At 73.8% G+C, this 24,987-nt stretch carries 22 protein-coding genes; 7 read left to right on the top strand and 15 right to left on the bottom strand.

Going from position 1 to position 24,987, the window contains the following annotated elements:
* Nucleotides 1-53: 53 nt before the first annotated feature.
* Complete coding sequence (locus DSM112329_RS19210) at nucleotides 54-1,043, bottom strand: LacI family DNA-binding transcriptional regulator (protein WP_354698170.1); 990 nt, start codon at nucleotides 1,041-1,043, stop codon at nucleotides 54-56.
* A 132-nt stretch (nucleotides 1,044-1,175) separates the two neighbouring features.
* Here DSM112329_RS19210 and DSM112329_RS19205 point away from each other — a divergent pair, with 132 nt between their 5' ends.
* The gene (locus DSM112329_RS19205) at nucleotides 1,176-1,508 is read left to right on the top strand and encodes a hypothetical protein (protein WP_354698169.1); all 333 of its coding nucleotides are present in this window, start codon (nucleotides 1,176-1,178) and stop codon (nucleotides 1,506-1,508) included.
* A 152-nt stretch (nucleotides 1,509-1,660) separates the two neighbouring features.
* Here the strand turns inward: DSM112329_RS19205 and DSM112329_RS19200 are convergent, their stop codons facing one another.
* The 7 genes from DSM112329_RS19200 to DSM112329_RS19170 form a co-directional block, all read right to left on the bottom strand.
* Nucleotides 1,661-2,410 carry an SDR family oxidoreductase gene (locus tag DSM112329_RS19200; RefSeq protein WP_354698168.1) on the bottom strand — a complete coding sequence of 250 codons (750 nt, stop codon included), beginning with the start codon at nucleotides 2,408-2,410 and terminating at the stop codon, nucleotides 1,661-1,663.
* A gap of 7 nt (nucleotides 2,411-2,417) precedes the next feature.
* Nucleotides 2,418-3,788 carry an aldehyde dehydrogenase family protein gene (locus DSM112329_RS19195; protein WP_354698167.1) on the bottom strand — a complete coding sequence of 457 codons (1,371 nt, stop codon included), beginning with the start codon at nucleotides 3,786-3,788 and terminating at the stop codon, nucleotides 2,418-2,420.
* Nucleotides 3,789-3,839: 51 nt separating this feature from the next.
* Nucleotides 3,840-5,405: an amino acid permease gene (locus DSM112329_RS19190; protein ID WP_354698166.1), complete on the bottom strand. Its 1,566-nt coding sequence runs from the start codon at nucleotides 5,403-5,405 to the stop codon at nucleotides 3,840-3,842.
* A 132-nt stretch (nucleotides 5,406-5,537) separates the two neighbouring features.
* Nucleotides 5,538-6,302: an FCD domain-containing protein gene (locus tag DSM112329_RS19185; protein ID WP_354698165.1), complete on the bottom strand. Its 765-nt coding sequence runs from the start codon at nucleotides 6,300-6,302 to the stop codon at nucleotides 5,538-5,540.
* Nucleotides 6,299-7,633, bottom strand: coding sequence for a glutamine synthetase family protein (locus DSM112329_RS19180; RefSeq protein ID WP_354698164.1), 1,335 nt, complete (start codon nucleotides 7,631-7,633; stop codon nucleotides 6,299-6,301). Before DSM112329_RS19180 ends, DSM112329_RS19185 begins: the two co-directional genes overlap by 4 nt.
* Before the next feature lie 68 nt (nucleotides 7,634-7,701).
* Entirely contained in the window at nucleotides 7,702-8,679 is a 978-nt protein-coding gene (locus DSM112329_RS19175) for a glycosyltransferase (RefSeq protein ID WP_354698163.1), read from the bottom strand.
* The gene (locus DSM112329_RS19170) at nucleotides 8,676-9,872 is read right to left on the bottom strand and encodes an acyltransferase (protein ID WP_354698162.1); all 1,197 of its coding nucleotides are present in this window, start codon (nucleotides 9,870-9,872) and stop codon (nucleotides 8,676-8,678) included. Before DSM112329_RS19170 ends, DSM112329_RS19175 begins: the two co-directional genes overlap by 4 nt.
* A gap of 92 nt (nucleotides 9,873-9,964) precedes the next feature.
* On the opposite strand from DSM112329_RS19170, the gene DSM112329_RS19165 reads away from it, so the two are divergent.
* Nucleotides 9,965-10,411: a hypothetical protein gene (locus tag DSM112329_RS19165; RefSeq protein ID WP_354698161.1), complete on the top strand. Its 447-nt coding sequence runs from the start codon at nucleotides 9,965-9,967 to the stop codon at nucleotides 10,409-10,411.
* A 3-nt stretch (nucleotides 10,412-10,414) separates the two neighbouring features.
* Here the strand turns inward: DSM112329_RS19165 and DSM112329_RS19160 are convergent, their stop codons facing one another.
* Nucleotides 10,415-12,712 carry a beta-propeller fold lactonase family protein gene (locus DSM112329_RS19160; RefSeq protein ID WP_354698160.1) on the bottom strand — a complete coding sequence of 766 codons (2,298 nt, stop codon included), beginning with the start codon at nucleotides 12,710-12,712 and terminating at the stop codon, nucleotides 10,415-10,417.
* 109 nt (nucleotides 12,713-12,821) lie between these two features.
* Between DSM112329_RS19160 and DSM112329_RS19155 the strand changes: the two genes are divergently transcribed.
* Nucleotides 12,822-13,418, top strand: a complete 597-nt coding sequence (locus DSM112329_RS19155; RefSeq protein WP_354698159.1) for a CDP-alcohol phosphatidyltransferase family protein — start codon at nucleotides 12,822-12,824, stop codon at nucleotides 13,416-13,418.
* Between the two features lie 26 nt (nucleotides 13,419-13,444).
* Here DSM112329_RS19155 and DSM112329_RS19150 read toward each other — a convergent pair whose 3' ends face one another.
* From DSM112329_RS19150 to DSM112329_RS19125, 6 genes are read right to left on the bottom strand one after another with little or no spacing between them, the layout of a single operon-like run.
* Nucleotides 13,445-14,908 (bottom strand): FAD-dependent oxidoreductase, encoded by a 1,464-nt coding sequence (locus tag DSM112329_RS19150; protein ID WP_354698158.1) that lies wholly within the window; start codon nucleotides 14,906-14,908, stop codon nucleotides 13,445-13,447.
* Nucleotides 14,905-15,588, bottom strand: coding sequence for a class I SAM-dependent methyltransferase (locus tag DSM112329_RS19145; RefSeq protein ID WP_354698157.1), 684 nt, complete (start codon nucleotides 15,586-15,588; stop codon nucleotides 14,905-14,907). The genes DSM112329_RS19150 and DSM112329_RS19145 overlap by 4 nt, the downstream gene beginning before the upstream one ends.
* Before the next feature lie 25 nt (nucleotides 15,589-15,613).
* The gene (locus DSM112329_RS19140) at nucleotides 15,614-16,648 is read right to left on the bottom strand and encodes an ABC transporter ATP-binding protein (protein ID WP_354698156.1); all 1,035 of its coding nucleotides are present in this window, start codon (nucleotides 16,646-16,648) and stop codon (nucleotides 15,614-15,616) included.
* The gene (locus DSM112329_RS19135) at nucleotides 16,645-17,406 is read right to left on the bottom strand and encodes an ABC transporter permease (RefSeq protein ID WP_354698155.1); all 762 of its coding nucleotides are present in this window, start codon (nucleotides 17,404-17,406) and stop codon (nucleotides 16,645-16,647) included. The genes DSM112329_RS19140 and DSM112329_RS19135 overlap by 4 nt, the downstream gene beginning before the upstream one ends.
* A gap of 17 nt (nucleotides 17,407-17,423) precedes the next feature.
* Nucleotides 17,424-18,233, bottom strand: coding sequence for an ABC transporter permease subunit (locus DSM112329_RS19130; RefSeq protein WP_354698154.1), 810 nt, complete (start codon nucleotides 18,231-18,233; stop codon nucleotides 17,424-17,426).
* Nucleotides 18,230-19,426, bottom strand: a complete 1,197-nt coding sequence (locus DSM112329_RS19125; protein WP_354698153.1) for an ABC transporter substrate-binding protein — start codon at nucleotides 19,424-19,426, stop codon at nucleotides 18,230-18,232. The genes DSM112329_RS19130 and DSM112329_RS19125 overlap by 4 nt, the downstream gene beginning before the upstream one ends.
* Nucleotides 19,427-19,558: 132 nt before the next feature.
* Between DSM112329_RS19125 and DSM112329_RS19120 the strand changes: the two genes are divergently transcribed.
* From DSM112329_RS19120 to DSM112329_RS19105, 4 genes are all read left to right on the top strand, one after another.
* Nucleotides 19,559-21,259, top strand: coding sequence for a GMC family oxidoreductase (locus tag DSM112329_RS19120; RefSeq protein WP_354698152.1), 1,701 nt, complete (start codon nucleotides 19,559-19,561; stop codon nucleotides 21,257-21,259).
* A gap of 31 nt (nucleotides 21,260-21,290) precedes the next feature.
* The gene (locus DSM112329_RS19115) at nucleotides 21,291-22,676 is read left to right on the top strand and encodes an aspartate aminotransferase family protein (protein ID WP_354698151.1); all 1,386 of its coding nucleotides are present in this window, start codon (nucleotides 21,291-21,293) and stop codon (nucleotides 22,674-22,676) included.
* 89 nt (nucleotides 22,677-22,765) lie between these two features.
* A complete protein-coding gene (locus tag DSM112329_RS19110) occupies nucleotides 22,766-23,899 on the top strand; it encodes an NAD(P)/FAD-dependent oxidoreductase (RefSeq protein ID WP_354698150.1) in 1,134 nt (377 codons plus the stop codon).
* Nucleotides 23,896-24,942: a hypothetical protein gene (locus DSM112329_RS19105; RefSeq protein ID WP_354698149.1), complete on the top strand. Its 1,047-nt coding sequence runs from the start codon at nucleotides 23,896-23,898 to the stop codon at nucleotides 24,940-24,942. The genes DSM112329_RS19110 and DSM112329_RS19105 overlap by 4 nt, the downstream gene beginning before the upstream one ends.
* Nucleotides 24,943-24,987 lie beyond the last annotated feature (45 nt).

The raw sequence follows: 24,987 nt of genomic DNA, 5'->3' as shown, positions 1-24,987 counted from the left end.
GCGGTCGATGTGCCACCAGGCGCCACATCGGCGCCCGGTGGCACATCGAGCGGTCAGGAAGTGGGGGGTGGGGCGGTCGACTCGCGGATCACGAGCCGGGTCGCGAGCCACGTGCTGCGCGGCGCGTCCGCGTCCCCCCGGATGTGGGCGAGCAGGACCTCGAACGCGCGCGTCCCGAACAGCGGCACGTCGAACGCGACGGTCGTCAGCGGCGGGGTGACCATCTCCGCCAGCGGCATGTCGTCGAACCCGACCACCGACACGTCGCCCGGGACGGTGAGTCCGAGGTCCCGGGCGGCGAGGAGCAGGCCGGCCGCGAGGACGTCGTCGTCGCACAACACCGCGGTGGGACGGGGGCTGCGCTGCAGCAGGTCCCGCCCGGCGACGCGGGCGGCGGTATGGGAGAAGAGGCTGCCGACGATCAGGTCGTCCGCCGGGTCGATCCCGGCGTCCAGCAGCGCGCGCGCCCAGGCGTTGGCGCGGGCGACGAACGTCGGCGTCGGGACGTCGGCGCGCAGGTGGGCGATGCGGCGGTGCCCGAGGCCCAGCAGGTGCTCCATCGCCGCGTGGACGCCGCCCTTGAGGTCGAGGGTGACGGACGGGAGGTCGGTCGCGGGCATGTCCATGAGGACGACCGGCGGACCCCCGGGACCGAGCGCCGCGGCGGGCGGGGCGATCGCGAAGACGAGCAGGCCGTCGACGAACGCCGCCCGCAGCGCGCGGACCGACTCCTCGCCGTCCCCGCGGGCGACGTCGACGAGGATCACGGTGTAGCCGGCCGCGGTCGCGGCCTGCTGCGCGCCGCGCAGGACGAGCCCGAAGACCGGGTTCGTGATGTCCGGGACGACGAGGCCGACGGTGTGCGACAGCCCGGACTTGAGCGTGCGCGCGGCCGCGTTCGGGTGGTAGCCGAGCTCGGTGGCAGCGGTCCGCACGGCGTCCGCGGTGGCGGCGGCGACGCGTCCCTCGCCCTTGCCGGACAGCACGAGTGAGACGGTCGACTGCGACACGCCCGCGCGCTGGGCGACGTCGATGGAGGTCACGCGGGAGGAGCCGATGCGGCTGATCACACCACGGCAGGGGTCCCCGGCGCCAGCCGCGCAAGCCGTCCCGCAGCGGCCCGCCGCCTTTGGGCGGCACGCACGCCCTTGACTTCATACGTATGATTCATACGTATGAAGTGGATTACCAAGTCTCACGCAGCCGCCTCGACCGCCGCCGCCTTCACCGCGATCGTGGCGGTGGCCGCCGCTGCCGGACCGGGGTCGGCGCCCGTCCCGTCGACCCCCGTCCGCACCGCCGTGGTCGTCTCGGACGCCCGTGCCGTCGTCCCGCCGGCCGCCGAGGTCCGCCGGGTGACCGGTCCGCTCGAGGCGCAGGGCGCCGTGCTGGCGCTGGTCGCCCACGGGTACTCGACGGTGATCGGGATCGGCCCCGAGGCCCGGGCGGCGATCGAGCTGGCACGGGCCGGCGAGGCCGCGCCGGGCGTCACCCTGGTCGGCCGCTGAGGGAAGCTGAACCAGGGTTCCGCGGCCCTGGAAAACGCAGAACCCTCGGTCAGCTAAATCGGGGAAGATGACGCCGGCGTCATCCGGAGATCTGCGGCTCGTCGTGCGGCGGAACCCGGGTTCAGCTTTCCCCGGGGCAGGCCCGCAACGGGTCACTCCGGCGTCGTGTAGGCCCCCGACAGGCCGCCGTCGACCAGGAACGTCGACGCCGTCACGTACGACGAATCGTCCGACGCCAGGAACAGCACCGACTTCGCGATCTCCTCCGACCGCGCGAAGCGGCCCATGGGCAGGTGCACCATCCGGCGCGCCGCCTTGTCCGGGTCCTTCGCGAACAGCTCCTGCAGCAGCGGAGTGTCGACCGGGCCGGGGCACAGCGCGTTGACGCGCACGCCGCGCCGCCCGAACTCGACGCCCAGCTCGCGCGAGAGCGCCAGGACGCCGCCCTTGGATGCCGTGTAGGAGATCTGCGAGGTCGCCGCGCCCATCACCGCAACGAACGACGCGGTGTTGATGACCGATCCGCCGCCGGGGTTCTCCAGCAGGTGCGGGATCCCGTGCTTGCAGCAGAGGAAGACCGACTTCAGGTTCACGTCCTGCACGCGCTGCCACGCCTCGAGTGACGTGTCGAGGACCGAGACGTCGTCGTCGGGGCTGATCCCGGCGTTGTTGAAGAGGACGTCGATCTGCCCGAAGTGCTCGCGGACCGTCGCGAACATGGTCGTCACGGCGTGCTCCTCGGTGACGTCGACCGCCAGCGCGAGGTCGCCGGGGGAGCCGTCGTGCAGGTCGACCCCGACGACCGTCGCGCCCTCGGCGGCGAAGACCGCGGCCGTGGCCGCCCCGATGCCGCCCGCCGCGCCGGTGATGACGCAGACCTTTCCCTCAAGTCGTCCGGCCATGGCGATGTCAGTGCTCCTCGGTGGCGTAGTAGATCGTCTTGCTCTCGGTGTAGGCGTCCGTCGCGTGCGGGCCGAGCTCACGCCCGATCCCCGACTGCTTGAAGCCGCCGAACGGCGTGCTCACCCGCACCGAGCTGTTCGAGTTGATCGACAGGACGCCGGTGTCCATCGCGCGCGCCACCCGCAGCGCCTTGCCGCCGTCCCGCGTCCAGATCGACCCCGACAGGCCGTAGATCGTGTCGTTCGCGAGCCGGATCGCCTCCTCCTCGTCGCGGAACGGGATGACGCAGACGACGGGTCCGAAGATCTCCTCGGTGGCCGCGCGGGACGCCGGGTCCACGGGCGAGAGCACGGTCGGCGGGTACCAGAAGCCCGGGCCGTCCGGGATCTCCCCGTGCATCGAGACCGGTGAGTCCGCGTCCACGAACGACGCGACCGCATCGCGGTGGGCCGCGCTGATCAGCGGGCCCATGGTGGTCGCCTCGTCCAGCGGGTCGCCGACGACGACCTCCGACGCCGCCCAGTGCAGCGCGTCCATGAACGTGTCGAAGACCGACGACTGCACCAGGACGCGCGAGCGGGCGCAGCAGTCCTGCCCGGCGTTGCCGAAGACCGCCATCGGCGCCGCGGCGGCCGCGCGCTCGATCTCGGCGTCCGCGAAGACGATGTTGGCCGACTTGCCCCCGAGCTCCAGCGTCACGCGCTTGATGGTCTGCGCCGCGGAGGCGGCGATCGACCGGCCGACCGCCGTCGACCCCGTGAACGCCACCTTCGCGACGTCCGGGTGCTCGACCAGCCGCGCGCCCGCGGTCGACCCAGGCCCGGCGACGACGTTGACCACGCCCGGCGGCAGCCCGGCCTCCAGCGCCAGCTCCTCGAAGCGCAGCGCGGTCAGCGGCGTCAGCTCGGCGGGCTTCAGGACGACGGTGTTCCCCGCCGCCAGCGCCGGCGCCATCTTCCACGCGGCGATGCACAGCGGGAAGTTCCACGGCGTGATGAGCGCGACGACGCCGAGCGGCTCGCGCACCGTGAAGCCCAGCCCGCCGGCGACCGGGATCGTGTCGCCCAGCAGCCGCTCGGGCGCGGCCGCGTAGTAGGCGAACGTGTCGACGACCATGCCGATCTCCCCGCGGGCGTCCCCGATCGGCTTGCCGGCGTTGCGCGCCTCCAGCACCGCCAGCGGCTCGAGGTTGTCCTGGACGAGCGACGCGACGCGGGCCAGCAGCCGCGCGCGGTCGGCCGGCGCGACCGCCCGCCACGCCGGGAACGCCGCCTTCGCCCGGGCGACCGCGGCGTCCGCCTCCGCCGCCCCCGCCCGGGGGATCTCCGCGAGCACGGCCTCGGTGGCCGGCTCGATGACCGTCAACGTCTCTGACATGTGGGGACCTGGCTGACTAGTTGCTCGGGGGGACGGGGGACGCCGTCCGGGTCATAGGACGTCGATCTCGGCGTCGATCTCCTTGACCGTCTTCTTCGGCCCGGTGAACGTGTTCTTCGCGCCGAGGACCCACCAGAGGCCGACGGCGAGGATGACGCCGCCGGTGACCAGCGGCGCGTAGTTGACCGCGGACCAGCTGAACTCGTCCCGGCCGGGCGTGCCCGCGGGCGTCGTCGGCAGGATGAAGATGACCGTGATGATCGCGACCCACACGCAGGCGAAGGGGTTCATCCACTTGTACTTCGCGCCGTTGTTCCACGGGCCGGGCTCGAACGTGTCGCCCATCCGCCAGCGGAGGTAGATCGGGATGACGTACGCGATGTAGAGCCCGATCACCGCGATGGAGACGACGGCGAAGAACGCGACCGTGACGCCGTCGCTGTTGGGGAAGTACGCCGGGACGGTGAGCAGCGCGGCGCAGCCGGCCATGAAGAGCACCGCGTTGACCGGGATCCGCCGCGAGTTGACCTTGCTCCAGATCTTCGAGCCGGGGATGGCGCCGTCGCGGCTGAAGGCGTAGCACATGCGTGACGCGCTGGTGAGGCAGGCTGCGCCGCAGAACATCTGGCCGACGACGGAGATGAACAGGATGAGCTTGACCCAGCTCTCGCTCATCGCCGCCTTCAGGACCTCGATCGAGGAGCCGAAGCCCGCGTTCACCGCATCGACGTCGGTGATCGTGAACGTGATCGCCAGCAGGAGGAAGTAGCCGATGACCGCGGAGTAGAAGATCGAGCGCCAGACGCCCTTCGCTGCGGCGTCGGAGGCGCCCTGCGTCTCCTCCGAGACGTGGGCGCACGAGTCGAAGCCGGTGATCGTGTACTGCGTCAGCAGGAAGCCGAGCGGCAGGACGTAGAACCAGTACATGTTCCCGCCGAACCCGGAGTTGTTGATCCGGTCGGTGAAGACGAAGTCGACGCTCGCGTGGTTCTCGGGGACGAAGATGAGCACGAGCAGGATCACCGCGACGCCACCGACGTGCCACCAGACCGAGATCGAGTTCACACGGGCGACCAGGTGGCTGCCGAGGATGTTGATCGTCGCGTGGATGGCCAGGACGATGAGGAACAGGAAGAAGACGCCGTGGAGGTAGGGCGTCCCCGTCTCCTCGCCGTTGAAGAGGTTGAAGCCGAAGAGGCCGAAGAGCGCGTTCATGAAGTTCGCCGCGCCGTAGTCGACCGACGCCGTCACCGCGATCAGGCCGATGAGGTTGAACCAGCCGGTGAACCAGCCCCAGACCGGGCCGCCGAGCTTGGCCGCCCACCAGTAGATGCCGCCGGCTGTCGGGTAGGCGGACACGAGCTCCGACATGCAGAAGCCGATGACCAGGATCGGGATCGAGATCAGCGGCCAGCCCCAGGAGATGGCGACCGGGCCGCCGTTGTTCCACGCCTGCCCGTAGGTCGTGAAGCAGCCCGCCAGGATCGAGATGATCGTGAACGAGATCGCGAAGTTCTGAAAGCCCGTCCAGGAGCGTTCGAGCTCCTGCGAGTAACCGAGCTCGGCCAGGCGCTTCTCGTCGGCGCTCTGCTGCGCGCCCTTGTCCAGCGTGGACATGCGAACTCCCGTCGGTCGTGGTGGCAAGTGCCGATCAGCACCCATAAAGGTGTGGTCGTCCGTCCTCTTGGGCGCGACTGTACGCCGGGGGACGGACGGCCGTCAACCGACCGGTTGTCCAAAGCGTGCCGGTCAGCGTGGGAGCAGGCCCGCGAGGATGTGCTCGGTGCCCTGCAGGTGCTCGGTCATCGTCTGCACGGCCTGCCCGACGTCCTGCGCGCGGATCGCCGCCAGCAGGCGGGCGTGCTGGGCGTTGGCGTGCGCGAGGACCTCCGGTGGGTGCGCGATGTGGTGGATGAGGTCGCTCATCGCGCCCTGGCACTGCGTCATCGCGGCCACGAGGCGGCTGCTGCCGGTCGCCTCGGCGAGCCCGACGTGGAAGCGGACGTCGGCGTGCCGGTACGCGGGGTAGTCGTCGACGCAGTCGTCGAGGCCGATGACGAGCGCGTCCAGCGCCATCAGCTGGTCGGGGGTCGCCCGGGCGGCGGCCAGCACCGCGACGCCGACCTCGATCGCCAGCCGCTCGTCGCAGATCTCGTGCCAGGTGGCGAGCGTGACGTCGTCCGGCCGGTCCGAGCGCGGCGGCGCCTCGACCACGAACGTGCCGCCTCCGCGGCCCCGCACGGCGTGCAGGTAGCCGGACTGCCCCAGGGCGGTCAGGGCCTGGCGCAGCGTGGAGCGGGCGATCCCGAGGCGCTGGCAGAGCTCGCGCTCGGCCGGGAGGCGCTCCCCGGCGGGCAGCAGACCGAGCTTGATGGCGGTGCCGAGGCGGTCGACCGTCTCCTCGAAGGCGGTCTGGGACCGGACGGGCGCGAAGATCGACTCGAGCGACAGCGGACCCTCGGCGGGGAGCTGGGTGTCGCCCAGGGCGCTCGGTGTGGGCTCGACGGTCGTCACAGGCGCTCGAAGCCGCGGACGCGCTCCCAGTCGGTGACGTGGGCGTCGAAGGCGGCGAGCTCGACGTCGGCCATGTTCACGTAGTGGTCGACGACCTCGTCCCCGAACGCGGCCCGGGCGAGCGCCGACTCCGCGAACAGCCCGCGGGCCTCGCGGAGGGTCGACGGCAGCCGCTCGGTCCCCTCCGCGGTGTACGCGTTGCCCTCGCACCGCGGCGGGAGCGGGAGCTGCTCCTCGAGGCCGTGCAGTCCCGCGGCGATCAGCGCGGCGAGCGCGAGGTAGGGGTTGACGTCGGCGCCCGGCGCGCGGCACTCGATCCGGCGGGACGGCCCGTGGCCGACGACGCGCATCGCGCAGGTGCGGTTGTCGTCCCCCCAGGCGACCGCGGTCGGCGCGAACGACCCGTCCGCGTAGCGCTTGTAGGAGTTGATGTTCGGGGCGAGCAGCAGGGTGAGCTCGCGGACGCACGCCAGCTGGCCCGCGAGGAAGGCGTCGAAGACGTCCGGCTGGTCGGCGAAGACGGGCGCGTCGCCGTCCAGCTCGCGCAGCGACAGGTGCACGTGGCAGGAGCTGCCCTCGCGCTGGTCGACCTTCGCCATGAAGGTGATCGACTGGCCGGCCTGCGCGGCGATCTCCTTCGCGCCGTTCTTGTAGACGACGTGCTGGTCGGCGGTCGTGAGCGCGTCGGCGTACCGGAAGTTGATCTCGTGCTGGCCGAAGTTGCACTCGCCCTTGGAGTCCTCCACCGTGATCCCGGCGCCGTGCATGCAGTTGCGGATCCGGCGCAGCAGCGGCTCCACGCGCGCCGTCCCGAGCAACGAGTAGTCGACGTTGTAGCGGTTGGCCGGCGTGAGGTCGCGATACCCGCCGTCGAAGGCCTGCTCGTAGCTGTCCTCGTAGATCAGGAACTCGAGCTCGGTGGCTGCGAGGGCGCCCCAGCCGCGCTCGGCCAGGCGTTCGAGTTGCCTGCGCAGGATCTGCCGCGGGGAGGGGCCTACCGGCTCGCCGCCCGGCCAGGAGACGTCGGCCAGGACCATCGCCGTCCCCTCCTGCCAGGGGACGTCGGCGAGCGTCGACATGTCCGGGGTCAGGACGAAGTCGCCGTAGCCGCTCTCCCACGAGGCGAGCGGGTAGCCGTCGACCGTGTTCATCTCGACGTCGACGGCGAGCAGGTAGGAGCACGCCTCGGCCCCGTGCGCGGCGACCTCGGACAGGAAGTGGTGCGCGTGCAGGCGCTTGCCCATCAGCCGCCCCTGCATGTCGGTCATGCCGAGCAGGACGGTGTCCACCGTGCCTTCGTCGACCGCAGCCTGGAGCTCCTCGAGGGTCATGGACTGTGAAGGTATCCCTGCCCGACCTTTGATGGCAACCGACCGGCGGTCCTGCGTGGTCCGACGCGTCAGAGGATGAGCGTGCGCTGCTGCACGCTGCCGCGGGCGAGCGCGACGATCTCGGCCGCGTCGACCGCCGCGCGGCCCGGGACCTCGGCCAGCCCGCGGACCTGGCCACGGACGCTGCTGCCGTACGAGCCGCGTGCCGCCGCGACGTAGGGGAGCGCCGCGAGCAGGCTCAGCCCGCGGGTCCGGCGCGCACCGGCCAGCCCGAGCGCCGCGACCGGCAGCAGCGGGTGCGACGCGCGCCAGAAGACGCCGAGCTTCAGGTGCTCGCGGACCTCCGGGTGGCGCCGGACCACGAGCGCGAGGCCGCGCCAGCGCGGGATCGTCCGCAGCTTGCCGCGCAGCGACCCCGCCTCGACCGCGTGGTGCGTCAGGACGTCCGCGTCGCCGACGTAGGGGACGCCGCCCGCTCGTGCGCGCAGCGCGAGCTCGGTGTCCTCGCCGGCGTCCATGTGCTCCTCGAAGCCCCCGGCGGCCTCCAGGACCGCGCGCGGGTAGAGGACGTTGCAGGTCTGCGCCCACGGCACCGGCGGGTCGATGTTCTGCGTCCGGGCGTGCGGCGCGGCCATCAGGTGCACCTCGTCCGGATCGGGCCGGGTCGCGCCCTGGACGATCGCGCCGGGGTGACGGTCGGCGGCGGCGAGCGCGGCGGCGAGCCAGCCGCGGGGCGGGCGGCAGTCGTCGTCCGTGAAGAGGACGACGGGCCCACGGGCGGCCCGCCAGGCGACGTTGCGCTGGCGTGCGGCCGAGCCGCCGCTCCCGGGCGGCAGCCGCTGCACGCGCAGGGTCCCGTCGCGCAGCAGCGGGTGCTCGTCGAGCAACGCGGCAACCGCGGGCGAACGCGAGTCGTCGCAGACCACGAGCTCCCACTGGTCGCGGGCGAGGGTCTGGTCCGCGAGCGCGTTCAGTAGCCAGCGCAGGCGCAGCGGCCGCTCGTGGGAGGGGACGCAGACGGACAGCAGCGGCCCCGGCGCCGTCATCGGGTGACGACGGCGGGCTGGGCCTCGTCCTTCGGCGCGGGCCGTCGCCAGGGCAGGAAGCCGTCCAGCCACGGCTCCTCCCAGTAGCGCCACATCGCCGCGGCGATCAGCGCCGTGCCGAACAGCATCCCGATGTTCAGGTACGCGAGCAGCTTCAGCGGGCCCAGGTCGTCCGGCCCGTACTGCAGCAGCTTCTGGCCGACGGTCAGGTGCAGCAGGTAGACGCCGTAGGACCAGCGGCCCATCGCGTGGACGACGGGGTTGTCCAGCGCCCGTGGGATCCGCACCCCGGACCACTCGTAGATGAGCGCGCCGCCGACGAACCCGGCGCCGCACATGAGGTGCGCGAGCTCGGAGCTCAGCTTGCCGTCGTCGATCTGGAAGGCGACGACCAGGGCCTCGGCGGCGAGGGCGGCGGCGATCAGGCCGAGGCCGCACGCTCGGCCGAGCGCCTGCCGCGTGGGCAGGAGCGCCTTCAGCTCGGTCTCGTAGGCCGCGGCGACCATGCCCGGCGCGAACGCCCAGCCGAGCGCGAGGACGCTGTGGCCGACCGGCCCGTCCGGCTCGGTCTGGGTGCGTAGCGCGATGCCCGCGACCGACCATGCGGCGAGGAAGCCGATCAGCGCGCGGCGCCGCGTCTCCCGCTCGGCCGTGGCCAGGCCGGGCAGCTGCGCGGCGGTCAGGAACAGCACGGGGACGACGAGGTAGAAGAACAGCTCGACGTTGACCGTCCAGCCCTGCGACATGAGCGCCTGGTGGTCGGCCCCGTAGAACGTCTGGATGCCGAGGAAGCTGCCGAGCGCCTGCGCGTCGCTGAGCCCGTACTCGCCGGCGCCCTTGTCCAGCAGGCGGAAGGCGAGGATCAGCCAGAACGCCGGCAGGATCCGGCGGGCGCGGCGGACCAGGTACTTGGGGACCTTCGGCGGTGGTCGGTCGCCGAGCCACGAGCGCACCCACGGTCCGCCGACCAGGTAGCCGGACAGGGCGAAGAACACGTAGACCGTCGGCGAGCCCAGCCGCAGCACGACGAACGCGAAGTCGTGCACGAACTGGTTCGAGTCGAACCGCACTGCCGGCAGGAGGGTCGCGTGGTAGATCACGACGACCGCGCACGCGATGCCGCGCAGCGCGTCGCCGAGGACGAAGTACCCGGCCGGGTGGCCCCGATCGATGCGGTCAGCGACGTCGCTCACGATCGGCGGATCGTAGTCCGCCGGCGCGTCGCGCCGCTGGCGGCGGGGGCGGTGCGGCGATCCGGGCGACCCGCGGGTAGCCTGCGAGGGGCATGATCGACCGTGCCTGCACCCTCATCGACCGCTTCTGGTGGAAGGCCGCCGCGGCCTGCCTCGGCCTCGCGGCGGTGGTCGCCGTCATCGCCTTCGCCAGCCAGTCCACCGAGCGCGATCCCGACCAGGTGCGCAACGTCCTGCGCGACTTCGTCACGGCAGCGGGGGACCGTGACGGCGAGGCGGCGTGCGACCTGCTGACGGAGAACGGCCGCCGCGCGGTCATGGGCGTCGTCCCGGGCACCACGTGCGAGCAGTACGCGCGCAGCTTCGGCTTCGACGTCGCGGGTCTGGGCGGGGTCTACCCGCGCCTGGGCCTCGACCTGCCGGACCGCGTGGTCGTCGACGGGACGAACACGAACGGCCCGGACGGCAAGCCGATCGGCCGGCAGGTGGCCTTCGTCCGGACGCCGGACGGCTTCCGGATCGACGGCCTGTCGCGGTAGCGATTACCGCGTCAGCCTGAGCTTCAGCACCTGGGAGGTCGGGTCGCCCGCGTCCCCCGAGGCCGTCAGCTGCACCTCGGCGTCGATCGCGCGATACGGGCCGAGCGCCTTGCGCAGCTTGGCGGCATCGGCCGCGCCGAGTGCCAGCCGCAGCTGCGCCGTCCCCGCCGCGGTGATCGTCTTCGGCGCGGACTTCAGCGTGACGAAGACGCGCTTGGGGGTCGGCGGCCGCTTGCCCTTCTTCGGCTTCTTCGGCCGGATCGGGGCCGCGTGGGGGGTGACGGTCGCGCTCGCCGTGACCGTGCAGGCGGTGTCGCAGCGCACGCGCAGCGGCAGGTTGCGGGTGCCGAGCAGGCTCGACCGCCGCAGCACCTTGATCTTCATGACCGGGCCGTCCGGCGCCGGGAGGACGGGGTACTTCGGCGTCGGCGGCACCGCGAACGGCGGCAGCGCGGTGTCGCACGTCCCCGACGGCGGCTCGGCGAGCGTGAACTGCTGCACCCGGTTGTTGTCGGTGTCGCTGACGGTGACCGTGCCGCGGCAGTCGACCGCGACGCTCTCGGGCCGCAGGAACTCGCCGGGCCCGGTGCCGCGGGCGCCGAAGGCCGCGAGGCGCTCGCCGTCGCGGCCGAACTTCTGCACGCGGCTGTTGCCGCGATCGGCCACCCAGACGTTGCCGGCCGGGTCGAGCGAGATCTGCGCGGGGGAGACGAGCTTGCCGATCTTGTTGCCGATCCCGCCGAACTCGACCTGGAGGCGACCCTGCTGGTCGTAGGCGCGGATGCGGTTGTCCGACGCCGTCGCCACGTAGATCCGCGATCCGTCGGGCGTGATCGCCAGGCCGCGCGGGCTCTTGCCCTGCGTCGCGGACGGGAAGTCGCTGAGGGCGGTGCCCGTGCTCGTGAAGCGCGAGATGCGCTGGTTGCCGGTGTCGGCGACGTAGATCGTCCCGCCGGGGGAGATCGCGATCGCGGACGGGTTCAGCAGCTTGCCCTTGCCGGTTCCCTCCGACCCGATCGTCCGGAACGGTCGCCCGTTCTGGCGGGAGAAGACGACGATCTTGCCGCCGCGCTGGTCCAGGACGTAGGCGTTGCCGTTGCCGTCGAACGCCGTCGCGACGGGGTCGCCGAGGATCGTCGGCCCCGGGTTGGGGGATCCGATGATCGACACGATCGCGCCGTCGGGACCGAGGAACTGGACGCGCCCGTTGACGCTGTCGGCGACCGCGCGCACGCCGCTCGGGTCGACCGCGACGCCTGTCGGCGTGTCCCACTGGCCGCTGGCCCGGCCCGAGCGGCCCATCGACCGCAGCAGCCGCCCGCTGTTGTCGTAGACGTCGATGCGGTCGTTGCCCGTGTTCGTGACGTAGATCAGTCCTGCGGCGTCCGTCGCGATGCCGCGCGGGAACGCCTGCCGCCCGGGCGCCGTGCCGTACGCGCCCCAGCGGGCCTTGTAGCTGTAGTCGGGCAGCGGGCCGTAGCGGACGATGCGGTGGTTCAGGTCGTCCGCGACGAAGACCCGGCCCTGCGCGTCGAGGGCGACGTCGTACGGGTTCTTCAGCTGGCCGCCGGTGGAGCCCTCGCCCTCACCGATGAACCCGAGCGACCGCCCGCCGGTGTCGAAGACGGCGATGCGGTGGTTCTCGTCGTCGGCGACGAAGACCCGTGTCTTGCGCACCGCGACGCCCATGGGCGTCTGCAGGATGCCCGGGGGGACCATGACGCTGCCGCCGGACCCGTCGAGGGCGAAGCGCTGGATCCGGTCGTTGCGGGAGTCGGCGACGTAGACCGTGTCCCCGGTCACGGCGACCCCGCCGCCGGCCGGCGAGTCGTTGCCGCCGCCGGACCCGAAGACGAACTGCCCGACCTCCTGCCCGGTCTTGCCCCAGGAGAGCATCAGGCTGCCGTCGGGCGCGAAGCGATCCACGCGATTGGCGCCGGTCGTCACGAACACGCTGCCGTCGCCCGCGACCGCGACGCCGCCGACCGACGTCAGCTGCCCGGGCTTCGAGCCTGCGAAGCCGTAGTCGCGGCGGAAGCTGCCGTCCGGGTTGAAGACGGTGATGGCGTGCGTCTTCTGGTCGGCGACGTAGACCGCGCCGTCGGCGGCGACGCTGACCGCCTGCGGGAAGCGCAGCACGCCTCCGGTCCGCTCGCCGATCTGGCTCGAGGCCGTGTAGGCGCAGGTGCCGGCGGGCAGCGCGCCCGGGCAGGCCGCCGACGCGCTCTGGGTGCCGACGGCGCCCGTGGCGAGGACGACGACGGCGGCGGACAACGGGCGCAGCAGGCGGGGGACGGGCATCGAAGACGCAACCCCGCCGGGCCCGCGAAGGTTGCGGCCCGGGCCAGGGCCCGGTCGCCCGGGGTACGATGCCGCGCGTGCGCCCTCCCGGCCAGGCCTGACGCGCCGGATGCTCGACGCCAGGACGCGGCGGATGGTGAGCGGGCCGCTGGACCGCGTGGCCGCGCGGGCGGCCGCGGCCGGCGTCGGGCCGGGCCTGGTCACCGTGACGGGGTTGCTCGTCGGGGTCGGCGCCTGCGTGGCGGCGGCGCTCGAGCTGTGGTGGGCGGCGCTCGTGCTGTGGCTGCTGAACCGGGCGCTCGACGGGCTTGACGGCGCGATCGCCCGGCAGGGGACGCCCTCCGACCTGGGCGGCATGCTCGACTTCCTCGCGGACTTCGTGGTCTACGGCGGCTTCGTGGTCGCCGTGGGCATCGCCGAGCCGGACGCGCGTGTGGCGGCGACGGTGCTGCTCGCGGCCTATCTGCTGAACAACGTGGCGCTGCTGAGCTTCGCCTCGCTGATCGAGAAGCGCGGCCTCGACCTCGGCGACGAGCGGTCGCTCCGGTTCACCGCGGGGCTGACCGAGGGGACCGAGACGATCCTCGCCTACGTCGTCCTCTGCCTGCTGCCGGGCAGCGCGGCGACCGTGATGTGGGTCTTCGCGGCGATGGTCATGCTGACGGTCGGCCAGCGGGTGCGGATGGCGGTGGCGCTGCTCCGCTGACCGGGCCGGACCGGTTCCGGCGCAGGTCAGCGACGGCGGGGGACCAGGCGCGCGCCCGCGAGCAGCACCCGGAGGAGCGCGCGGACCCGGGGGGCCGCGTAGCGCGCGCGGAGATGCTCGTCCGCGGCGCGTGCCGCCGCCTCGGTGAAGGTCGGGTAGGCGTGGACGGTCTCGGAGACGGCCGCGATCCGCTCGCCCGCGGTGATCCACGCCGTGAGCTCCGCGATGGACTCGCCCGCCGCGGGGCCGACGATCGTCCCCCCGACCAGCCGGCGCTTCGGGTCGGCCACGAGCGTCGCCGCCGCGGTCTGCGCCCGTGCGGTCAGCGCGCGGTCCAGCTGTCCGTGGCCCTCGACGGCGCTGATGACGGCGCGCTCGCCCCAGCGCTCGCGCGCCTGCGCCGCGGTGAGGCCGACGTGCGCCACCTCGGGATCGGTGAACGTGACGCGCGGGATCAGCGCGGTGTCGGCACGGCGCCGCAGGCCGACGAGGGCGTTGACCGTGGCGGTCCGCGCCTGGTGCGCGGCGGCATGGGTGAACGCCGGCCCGCCCGTCACGTCGCCGACCGCGAACACGTGGCGCGCCGTCGTCCGCAGCGCGCTGTCGACCACGATCGCGCCGCTCGCCCCGGTCTGCACGCCGGCCGCAGCGAGGCCGAGCCCGCCGGTGCGCGGCCTGCGGCCGGTGGCGACCAGCAGCGTCGCGGGGGCCAGCCGCTCCCCGCCTTCGAGCGTGACGACGGCACCTGCGGCGCCCGCGTCCGTGTTCGCCTCGACCCGTGCCGCGCGTGCGTCGGTCCGGACGGTCAGGCCCTCGCCGCGGAGTGCGTCCGTCAGCAGCCGCGAGGCGGCCGGGTCCTCGTGCGGCAGCAGGCGGTCCGCGGACTCCACGATCGTCACGTCCGAACCCAGGCGGGCGAACGCCTGCCCCAGCTCGCAGCCGATCGGGCCGCCGCCCAGGACGACCAGCCGTTCCGGCAGGACGGTGAGCTCCCACACGCTGTCGGTGGTCAGCGGCGCCGCGGCGGCGAGCCCCGGGACGTCGGGCAGCATGGGCGCGGAGCCCGTCGCCACGATCGCCTTGCGGTAGCGCAGGCGGCGGTCGCCCGCGACGAGGACCGACCCCGCCTCCAGGCGCCCGGCCGCGTGCACGACCGTCACGCCGGCGGCCTCGAGGCGCGCCGCCGAGTCGTGCGGCGCGATCCGCGCCTGGATCTCGCGGATCTGCGCCATGACGGCCCCGAGGTCGACCGCGGCGACGCTCGCCTGCAGGCCGAACTCCCCGGCGCGGCCGACGTCGTGGGCGATGGCCGCCGCCGCGAGCAGGCTCTTGGACGGAACGCACCCGGTCCACAGGCAGTCGCCGCCCGGCGCCCGGTCGCGCTCCACGAGCGCCACCCGCGCGCCCATCCCGGCCGCGACGAACGCGCTCACGAGCCCGCCCGTCCCGCCGCCGAGGATCACGAGGTCGTAGCGTCGGTCGCGGCTCACGGTGACACGGACCCTCGCAGAGGGGGCCCGTCGCCGGGACGGCCGGCGGCGATCACGAGCGACGGGTAGCCGGGGCGCGGGACCTGGACGCGGCGGCGCAGGACGAAGCCGGCGCCCGTCAGCAGCGCGGACGGATCGTGCGGCCTGAGCCCGCCGAGCGTCGCGGGGGCCGCGCGTGCCGCGGCGCCGAAGGCCAGGCCGGCCAGCCGGCCGCCCGGCCGCGAGCGGTCGATCCAGACGGTGACGACGATCAGCCGCCCGCCGGGTCGCAGCAGCCGCAGCGCCTCGGCCAGGACGGCGGCGCTCTGGTCGGCGGTGAGCAGGTGCAGCAGGTAGGCGCAGGTGACGACGTCGGCCGCCGCGGCGGGACGCGGCACCGCGCGGGCGTCGGCCGCCACGGTCGTCCACCCGTCCGGCAGCGCTGTGGCGGCCGCGCGCGCGAGCATGCCCGCCGACCGGTCGACGCCCACGACACCCGCCGGGCGGCGGTCCGCCGGCAGCGCGGCGAGGGCGCGGAGCATCGCGCCGGTGCCGGTGGCCAGGTCGATCACCTGATCACCCGGGCGGGTCGCTGCCAGGCGGACCGCGACTGCCAGCGCCCGGGCCTGCCGGTGCTCCTGCGCCGGATACCGGGCGGCCTGCCGGTCCCACACGGCAGCCGCACCGGGGCGATCCGTCACGACGCGGCGCCGCTGCGACGGTGGTTCACGACGGGTCCGCCTCGCCCGGGATGCGCCACAGCGATCGCGGCGGGAGGTCGACCCGCACCACCTCGCCCGCCCGCGGTGCGACGTCGGTGGGCACCGTCACCGTCAGCTCGAGCGCGCCGGCGGCGGACAGGAGCACGCGCACGGCGGTGCCGGTGTAGACGGCCTCCAGCACCGTGGCCCGCAGCGGTCCGTCGCCGCCGAGGCGGACGTGCTCCGGACGGATGGCGAGCGTCGCCGGCCCGTCCGGTCCCGGGCAGTCGAACGGCACGCCCCCGACGACCGCGCGCCCGTCGCGGACCGTGCTTGCGATCAGGTTGGACATGCCCAGGAAGCGGGCGGCGGCCACGCTCGCCGGCCGCTCGAACAGCGCGCGGGGCTCGCCCTCCTGGACGATGCGGCCGTCCATCAGCAGCGCGACGCGGTCCCCGAGCTCGGCGGCCTCGGCGCGGTCGTGGGTGACGACGAGCATCGTCACCCGACGCTCCTGCTGGAGCGCGACGAGCAGCGCGCGCAGCTCGTCGCGGCGGTTCGGGTCCAGTGCCGCAAGGGGCTCGTCGAGCAGCAGCAGCTGCGGATCGGCACACAGGGCGCGGGCCAGGGCGACCCGCTGCTGCTCGCCGCCCGACAGCCCGGCGACCGGCCGCCGCGCCAGCGCCCCGAGCCCGACCTCCCCGAGCAGCTCGTCCGCCCGCTGCCGCCGCTCGCGCTTGGACGTCCCGGACGCCCGCAGCGGCAGCGCCACGTTCTCGGCGACGTCCAGGTGCGGCAGCAGGCGCGGCTCCTGGAAGACGACGGCCACGCCGCGGGTGTGGGCGGGAGTGCCGTCCATCACGCGGCCGCCGAGCCGGACGGTGCCGGCGTCCAGCCGCGTCAGTCCGGCGACGGCTCGCAGCAGCGTCGTCTTGCCCGCGCCGCTCGGCCCGACCAGCGCGCTCCGCGTCCCGCTCGCCACGCCGAGCGACAGGCCACGCAGCACCGGCGTGCCGCCGAGCGTCACCCACGCGTCCTCGACGGCCAGCTCCGCGCTCATAGCGGCGACCGCGCCGCCCGCGTGGCCAGCGCGAGGACGAGCACTGCGGGCAGCACGAACAGCAGGCCGAGGGCCGCCGCGACCTGCGGGTCCGAGCCGGCGAACGGGACGAGCAGCAGCGGCAGCAGCGGGCGCCCGCCGCCGACCGCGAGCGACGATCCGTACTGGCTCCAGCTGACGAGGAACCCGAGGAACGCCGCCGCGCCGAGCGCCGGCGCCACCGCGGGCAGCGTCACGGTCCGCCACACGAGCCGCGGCGGGAGACCGGCGGTCGCGGCCATCTCCTCGAGCGCATGCAGGCGCGGGCCGAAGCCCGGGGTCAGCGCGGCGACGACGTAGGGCAGGACCACGACCAGGTGGGCGAGGACCAGGCCCGCCGCCGTGTCGACGAGGCCGAGCCGGACGAACCACTCGGTGAGTCCCTGGCCGGTCGCGTACGGCGGCACGAGCAGCGGCAGCGCCAGGACCGCCAGCACGAGCCCGGGGCGGCGCAGCCGGCGTTCCCCCAGGACCCGCGCCGCGGGCCACGCCAGCAGCAGCGCGAGCGCGGTCGTCGTGACGGCGACGGCCGTGGACGTCGCGAGCGCATCGAGGGCGCGGCCGCTGAGCGCGACGTCCAGGCCGCGCGTCCCCCAGCGCTGCGGCAGGATGGCGGGCGCCCGCCAGACGTCCGCCAGCGCGCGGGCCACGAGCAGGCACCCCGGCGCCGCGAAGACGACGGCGACCGCCACGCCCCAGGCGCGTCCGGACCGCGGCACGGTCACCGATGCGGCCGTCAACGCCGGCCACCCCGGGCGACACGGACGGCGACCAGCGCGAGCACCGCGGCGACTGCAGCGGTGACGAGCAGCGCCGCCGCCGCCGTCCCCTCACCGGCGATGAGGTCGCCCTTCGTGGCCTGCTGGGCGTACTCGGCGACGGTGCCCGGATAGGCCGGGCCGACCAGCAGCGGGACCTCGAAGGCGCCGAGGACGAACGCCGCGACGATCAGCGCGCCGGTGACCAGCGGCCGCCGGACGGCGGGCCACACGACCCAGCGCAGGCGCTGCAGCGGCCGCACGCCGTGGACCGCCGCCGCCTCCTCACGGCCCGCCAGCTCGTCGCCCATCGCGGCCAGCAGCAGCAGCGCGAGGAACGGCGTCTCCTTGTAGACGTAGACCAGCACGACGCCCAGGCCGTGGCGGTCGCCGACCAGGTCGAACGGGAGCCCGCCCAGGACGCGCTCGGCCAGGCCACCCGGCGCGAGCCACAGCACCGCGGTGACGGCGACCAGCAGGTGCGGGACCGGGACCGGGAGCGCCAGCAGCGTCCGCAGCAGGGTGCTGCTCCGCCGCAGCGCGAGGGCGGCAGCGAGCGCGAGCAGCACGCTCAGCACCGTCGAGAGCGCGGTGATCTGCGCCGTGAACCGCAGGCTGTCGAGGAACGCGGGGTCGTCGAAGAGCGCGCGCCACACGTCGAGCGACGGCGCTCCGTCGAGCGGGACGACGCTCGTCCGCACCGCCCCCGCCATCGCGCCGCCGAACAGCACCGCGATCACGAGCGTGGCCGGGACGACTGCGGCGCGGTCGCGCCAGACCTGATTCACCCGCGCAGCACCTCGCGCTTCCAGCGGGCCTCCAGCGGCGCGACCTCATCCGCGGCGACCTCGCTCAGCGGCCGGCCGAGGTCGCGCAGGACGTACGGCCCCGACGTGCTTGCCGTGAGCGGACGGCGTGACGCGGGCGGGACCTTCGCCGCGTCGAGGACCGTGGGGATGCCGAGCACGGCGGGGTCGGCCTTCTTCGCCTGCAGGGCCGGGTCCAGCAGCAGGTTGGCCAGCACCTGGGCGCCGGCAGGACTCGACGCGTTGGCCGGGATCGTCACGAACGAGACGTTCTGCAGCGAGCTGCCCTCGATCAGGAACGGGCGGACGGTCTTCGGGAACGTCCCCTTGCGGACCTGGCTGCGCACGAAGGCGGCGTCGTAGCTCATGGCGAAGTCGACCTTGCCGTTGCCCAGCAGCTGCGCGAGCTCGTCCTCGGACTTGGGGTACGTGCGGCCCTGACGGTAGAGGAAGGGCTTGAGCGCCTTCAGGTACGCGAACGCGCCGTCCTGCCCCTTGGCCGCGACCACCTGGCGGACGAACGCCGACCCCGTGAAGTCCGGGGGTGCGGGGTACGTCACGCGGCCCGGGTTCGCCTTGGCGTACGCCAGCAGCGCGTCGAAGCTCTGCGGGGGGGCCGGCACCCGGGCCCCGTCTGCGGCGAAGACGAACGCGGCACGGCTCCACGGCGACTCCTGCCCGTCCACGGGCGTCTGGAAGTCGGTGGTGATGGTGGGGTCGGCGGGATCGACGAACCGCCGGTTGGGGAGCGTGGTCGCCCAGTCCTTCAGCCACAGGCCGGCGCGCTTGCCGGCGGCGAAGTTCTCGCCGTTGATCCAGACCAGGTCGACGCCGCCGCCCGACCGCTTGCCGGCGCGGCGCTCGGCGACGACGCGCTGCACGGCATCAGCAGTGTCGGTCACGGGCACGCGCCTGAGCGTGATGCCGGCGCGCGCAGCCGCGGGCGTGACGACGTCGTCCACGTACGCGTTGAGGCGGTCGTCGCCGCCGTACATCCACCAGCGCACGGTCTGCCCCTGGGCCGCCCGCTCGATCGCCGCGAACCCGGACGCCGTGTTCGCTATCGTCGCGCCCGCACCGCCACGAGCAGCACCTGAGTCGTCGTCGGTGCCGCACGCCCCCAGGACGACGAGCATCCAGGCGGCGGCGATCACCGCCATGGCGTGTCGCGTCATGGGCGCAGTCTGACCGTTCGTCGGTCCGCGACGACCCCGGGCCTGCGGCTTGGCGCGCGGGCGCGGGTGCGGGTGCGACACGATCCATCGACGAAGTTGACGCCTCCGTCATGTTCGGGTTAGGCTGTTCAGGTGTCGCCCACGGGTCAGTCCACCTCCCACGACTTCGACTGGATCGTCATCGGTTCGGGCTTCGGGGGATCCACCAGCGCGCTGCGCCTGGCCGAGAAGGGCTATTCGGTCGCGGTGCTCGAATCGGGCAGCCGCTTCGAGGACGACGAGTTCGCGAAGAACACCTGGGACCTGAAGCGCTACTTCTTCGCGCCGAAGGCCGGCCTGCGCGGCATCCTGCGCCTGACCTTCTTCAAGCACGTCACGATCGTCAGCGGGTCCGGGGTCGGCGGCGGCTCGCTCGGCTACGCGAACACGCTCTATGTCCCGCCGAAGGCGTTCTTCGAGGACCCGCAGTGGGCCGGCCTGGCGGACGACTGGCAGGCGGAGCTCGCCGAGCACTACGCCGAGGCCGAGCGGATGCTGGGCGTCGTCACCTACGACGAGGACGACCCGGCCGACCAGGTCCTGAAGGCCCTGGGCGAGCACCTCGGCGTGCAGGACACCTACGGCAAGACCCGCGTCGGCGTCTTCCTCGGCGAGGCCGGCAAGACCGTCCAGGACCCGTACTTCGGCGGTGAGGGGCCGGCCCGCACGGGCTGCACCCGCTGCGGGCGCTGCATGGTCGGCTGCCCGGTCGGCGCGAAGAACACGCTGCGCAAGAACTACCTCTGGTTCGCCGAGAAGCTCGGCGTGAAGGTCATGGCCGAGCGCGAGGTCATGGACATCGCGCCGATCGGCGCGCCCGACGGCAGCGAGGGCTACCAGATCACGACCGAGCGCTCCGGCGCCTGGCTGCGCAAGCAGCGCAAGACCTTCACGGCCCGCGGCGTCGTCGTCGCGGCCGGCGCGCTCGGCACGAACAAGCTGCTGCAGAACTGCCGGCTGGCCGGCGGCCTGCCGAACATCTCCCCGCGCCTGGGTGAGCTCGTCCGGACCAACAGCGAGTCGATTCTCACGGTCACGCTGCCGGAGGGCGCGATCGGGGACATGACCAAGCGCGTCGCGATCACGAGCTCGATCTACCCGGACGCCCACACCCACATCGAGACCTGCCACTTCGGCCACGACGGCGGCGTGATGAGCCTGCTCTACACCGTCCTCGTGGGCGACGGGACGCGGACCACGCGGCCGCTGAAGTGGCTGGCGGCGATGGCGCGCCACCCGGTTCAGGCCGCGAAGACCTTCAACCCCCGTGGCTGGTCGCGCAACACGATCATCCTGCTCGTCATGCAGACGCTGGACAACGCGATCGCGCTGCGTCCCGTCAAGACACGGTCCGGCCGTTACCGCCTGCAGACCGAGCAGAACGACGAGAAGCCGAACCCGACGTTCATCCCGGTCGCGAACCAGGCCGCCGCGTGGATCGCCAAGGAGTACGGCGGGATCCCGCAGTCGGCGGTCATGGAGGCGCTGGCGAACATCCCGTCGACCGCGCACATCCTGGGCGGCGCGGTCATCGCGGGCTCGCCCGAGACCGGCGTCGTCGACCCCCGCCACCGGCTGTTCGGCTACGAGAACCTGCTGGTCTGCGACGGCTCGGTGATCCCGGCGAACGTCGGCGTGAACCCGTCGCTGTCGATCACGGCGCTGGCCGAGCGCGCGATGTCGCTGGTCCCGCCGGCGCCCGAGCGCGGGATCGCCGAAGGACCGTCGTCCGGGCACGTGTCGCCGGTGCAGGTGCGCCGTTCCGGCGCGGCGCCCGAGGGCGCCTCCGCCTGAAAGACCGCGCGGCGCGTGCGACGATCGGGGCATGTCCGCTCCCGCGACCGTCACGCTCGACCGCGCCCGCATCGCCGAGCTCACCGCCCGTGAGGCCAAGCGGCTGGACGAGCGCACCCAGGGCTCGCTCGCGATGTACGGGCGGGCGAACCAGGTCCTGAGCGGCGGCGTCGCGTCCTCCTACCAGGCCCGCGACCCGTGGCCGATCTACCTCGAGCGCGGGGACGGCCCGAAGGTCTGGGACGTCGACGGCAACGAGATGTGGGACTTCCACAACGGCTTCGGGTCGATGGTGCAGGGGCACGCGCACCCGGCGATCGGCCGCGCGATCTCCGCCCGCTACGCGTCCGGCACGCACTTCGCGGCGCCGACCGAGGACGCGATCGTCGTGGCCACCGAGCTGCAGCGGCGCTGGGACCTGCCGAAGTGGCGCTACGTCAACTCGGGCTCGGAGGCGACCATGGACGCGATCCGGATCGCCCGCGGGCTGACGGGCCGCGACACCGTCGTCAAGATCTTCGGCTCCTACCACGGCCACCACGACACGGTGATGGTGTCGATCGGGATCGAGTACGACAAGATCGGCGACCACGAGAACCTCGCGTCGCTGCCGTACGGCGCCGGGATCCCGCAGGCGACCGTGGACATGACCGTCGCGGTCCCGTTCAACGACGCGGGCGCGATGGAGCGGCGGATCGACCGGCTGATCGCCGACGGGCGCAAGCCGGCCTGCGTGATCATGGAGGCGGCGATGATGAACCTCGGCGTCGTCCTGCCCGAGGACGGCTACCTGCAGGCCGTGCGTGAGCTGTGCACGAAGCACGAGATCGTGCTGATCTTCGACGAGGTCAAGACCGGGGTCTGCATCGCGCCGGGCGGCGCGACCGAGAAGTTCGGCGTCAAGCCCGACCTCGTCACGCTGGCCAAGGCGCTGGGCGGAGGGCTGCCGGTCGGCGCGATCGGCGGCAGCGAGTGGGCGATGTCGGCGGTCGAGGACGGCTCGGTCTACCAGGTGGGCACCTACAACGGGAACCCGCTCGGCATGGCGGCCACGCGCGCGTCGCTCCTGGAGGTGATGACGCCGGAGGCCTACGCCCACCTCGACGCGCTCAACACGCGCATCCTGGCCGGCTGCACCGACGTCATCGAGCGGCACGGCCTGCCGGGCTACGCGGTCGGGATCGGCTCCAAGGGCTGCGTGACGTTCTCGACGGCGAAGGTCGTCGACTACGAGACGTTCAAGGCCAATCAGGACGCCGAGATGGCCGACCTGGCGTGGCTCTTCAACATGAACCGCGGCATCTTCATGACGCCGGGCCGCGAAGAGGAGTGGACGCTGTCGGTGACCCACACCGAGGCGGCGATCGACCGCTACGTCGAGGTCTTCGCCGAGCTGGCGGCGGATCTCACCGCGTAGCGCTCCCCGCGCCTGCCGCGGCGGCCGGCCTGTACGTGGGCGCGCCGCCGTGCGATCCGCTGCGCGCGGCGCCGCGTAGTGTCCTGCAGATGGCCCAGCGTGCGACCACCCGCGGCGCGGACCGCACCTCCCTCGACGGGACGCGTGCCGACGTCCTCATCTGCGGAGCGAGCTTCGCCGGCCTGGCGGTCGCCCGCGAGCTGGCGGGCAGCGGCGCCAGCGTCCTGCTGATCGACCGCTACGAGATCGGCGAGCGGGCGACGTCCGCGTGCGCGATCCCGACACCGTGGCTCGACGCGCTCGGGCTGCAGGCCGCCGGCCGGCAGGAGCTGCCGGACATGACCTTCACCACGCCCCACGGGTCGGCCCGCTACCGGCTGCCGTGGAGCTGGACCGCGTTCGACTACCGCGAGCTCTGCCTGCTCCTGGCCGCGCAGGGCGACGCGCGGTTCGAGACGGCCAAGGTGAGCGGCCGGACCGGCAACATCGTCCACACCGACCGCGGCGACCTGCACGCGCCGCTGATCGTCGACGCGCTCGGCTGGCGGCGGGTCCTGGCGGCGGACGGCTACCAGCCGCCGGACGCTCCTCTCTCGCGCGGCCTCGAGGTCCATCCGCACCACAAGGCGCCCGACAACGCGCTCGACGTCTGGATCGAGCGCGACCTGATCCGCCGCGGCTACGGCTGGCGAGTCCCCGCGGCCGGCGAGCAGCGCGTCGGCGTCGGCTCGTACGCGCCACGCGACCACGTGAAGGACCCGACGAACGCGCTGGCCGAGCGCCTCGATGTCGACGCCGTCCGCTACCAGGGCAACTGGTTCCCGCACCGCCTGCGGGACGCGACAGAGCCGGGCGTCTTCTTCGCCGGCGACAGCGCGGGGCACTGCTTCCCGCTGTCGGGTGAGGGGATCCGCACGGCGCTCTACTTCGGGCTCGCGTGCGGGCGCGAGCTGCGCGCCGTGGTCGGCGGTGAGCAGACGGCCGAGCAGGCGCTGGTCCGCTACCACGACTTCAGCGCAGGGCACGCCCGGGCCTTCCGCCGCGGGCTGCAGCTGCAGCGCCTGTTGCCGACCATCCCGCCGCGGCTGCTCGCCATCGGGCTGCGTGCGTTCGGCCGCCGCTGGCTCGTGCGGCGCTCGTTCGGGTGGTACCTGCGCCAGGCCGACCCGTCGTTCGTCTCCGCACCACGGGCTGCTCGCGCGGGCGCCACACTGGATTCATGAGCCTCCGCCGTCCCGGCCGCCTCACGGCGTGTCTTGCCGCCGGCGTGGCCGGCCTGGCCGTCGTCCCGGCCGTCGCCCAGGCCGGCGCCACGAGCTACACGCGGTGCGACGACGCGCCGGGGACGACGTACGTCGGGACGGCTCGCGTGGGCTGCAGCGCTGTCGGCGAGGTCGCCGCTGCCGTCGGCGCCGCGCAGACCCCTGCCGGCGAGCTGTCGGCGCTCGAGGCCGCCGGCTGGACGCCGATGCGCGCGCTGCCGGTCGGCCGGACGGGGTCCTCGCACGACCTGATCGCCGTCCGCGGGCGCGGGGCACTGCGGATCCGCCGGGTCGGGACGTCGCCGAGCCTGGACGGCTGGTCCGCGGGCCGCGAGCTGGTGCTGTCCCGCTCGACGATCGTCGGCGGCCGGCCGATCCCGCGCGACGCCGCCTTCTGCACGTCGGCGTTCCTGGTCCGCCAGAAGAGCGGCGCCCTCGCCGGCCTGTCGGCCGCGCACTGCGGCGGGCTGCGGTCCGACGGGCGGGTCCAGCGGCGGAACGTCGCGCTGCGGCGGCCGCCGCAACCCGGGGTGGTCCTGGGGCGCGTCCTGCAGATCCTGACCCGGCGTCTGCCGCTCGACGCGCTCCTGGTCCCGGCCTCGCGCGCCACCAGCCGGACCGCGACCGCGGTGGTCGACCGCGGGATCCGCAAGCCGCCGCTGCCGGTCGTCGGCTCGGCCCGCACGCTGTCCGGGCGGCGCGTGTGCTTCACCGGGCGGACCAGCGGCGCCGACCAGTGCGGGCGGATCCGGGGCTCGGTCGCGCGTCCCCTGGAGTCGCTCTTCGCGCTGCAGGGCCTGGTGGTCCGCTGCACCACGATCCGCGCCCGTGAAGGGGACAGCGGTGGCCCGGTCTACACCGCGCCGGGGTCGGACGGGGCGGTGCGCGCGGTCGGGATCGTGACGCTGATCAGCGGCCCGCAGGCCCTGATGTGCTTCACCCCGGTCCGCCCGGTGCTGGACGCCCTCGACGCCCGCCTGGTCGTCGCCTCGCCCTCTTCGTAGCCCCACCCGCCGGGACCCGCCGAGCGCGCCGCCCCCCGATCGGCG

Origin of the sequence: Paraconexibacter sp. AEG42_29, from assembly GCF_040581415.1 — a bacterium.
Classification (GTDB): domain Bacteria; phylum Actinomycetota; class Thermoleophilia; order Solirubrobacterales; family Solirubrobacteraceae; genus Paraconexibacter.
Note: the sequence above shows the minus strand (reverse complement) of the source record. Positions and strands in the feature narration are given on the sequence as shown.

Excerpts from the sequence above, each read along its gene's own strand:
- DSM112329_RS19165 (WP_354698161.1), top strand. The coding sequence starts at position 9,965 with ATGATCGACCGTGCCTGCACCCTCATCGACCGCTTCTGGTGGAAGGCC.
- DSM112329_RS19140 (WP_354698156.1), bottom strand. The coding sequence starts at position 16,648 with ATGAGCGCGGAGCTGGCCGTCGAGGACGCGTGGGTGACGCTCGGCGGC.
- DSM112329_RS19200 (WP_354698168.1), bottom strand. The coding sequence starts at position 2,410 with ATGGCCGGACGACTTGAGGGAAAGGTCTGCGTCATCACCGGCGCGGCG.
- DSM112329_RS19190 (WP_354698166.1), bottom strand. The coding sequence starts at position 5,405 with ATGTCCACGCTGGACAAGGGCGCGCAGCAGAGCGCCGACGAGAAGCGC.
- DSM112329_RS19105 (WP_354698149.1), top strand. The coding sequence starts at position 23,896 with ATGAGCCTCCGCCGTCCCGGCCGCCTCACGGCGTGTCTTGCCGCCGGC.
- DSM112329_RS19115 (WP_354698151.1), top strand. The coding sequence starts at position 21,291 with ATGTCCGCTCCCGCGACCGTCACGCTCGACCGCGCCCGCATCGCCGAG.
- DSM112329_RS19125 (WP_354698153.1), bottom strand. The coding sequence starts at position 19,426 with ATGACGCGACACGCCATGGCGGTGATCGCCGCCGCCTGGATGCTCGTC.
- DSM112329_RS19155 (WP_354698159.1), top strand. The coding sequence starts at position 12,822 with ATGCTCGACGCCAGGACGCGGCGGATGGTGAGCGGGCCGCTGGACCGC.
- DSM112329_RS19205 (WP_354698169.1), top strand. The coding sequence starts at position 1,176 with ATGAAGTGGATTACCAAGTCTCACGCAGCCGCCTCGACCGCCGCCGCC.
- DSM112329_RS19195 (WP_354698167.1), bottom strand. The coding sequence starts at position 3,788 with ATGTCAGAGACGTTGACGGTCATCGAGCCGGCCACCGAGGCCGTGCTC.
- DSM112329_RS19110 (WP_354698150.1), top strand. The coding sequence starts at position 22,766 with ATGGCCCAGCGTGCGACCACCCGCGGCGCGGACCGCACCTCCCTCGAC.
- DSM112329_RS19175 (WP_354698163.1), bottom strand. The coding sequence starts at position 8,679 with ATGACGGCGCCGGGGCCGCTGCTGTCCGTCTGCGTCCCCTCCCACGAG.
- DSM112329_RS19180 (WP_354698164.1), bottom strand. The coding sequence starts at position 7,633 with ATGACCCTCGAGGAGCTCCAGGCTGCGGTCGACGAAGGCACGGTGGAC.
- DSM112329_RS19160 (WP_354698160.1), bottom strand. The coding sequence starts at position 12,712 with ATGCCCGTCCCCCGCCTGCTGCGCCCGTTGTCCGCCGCCGTCGTCGTC.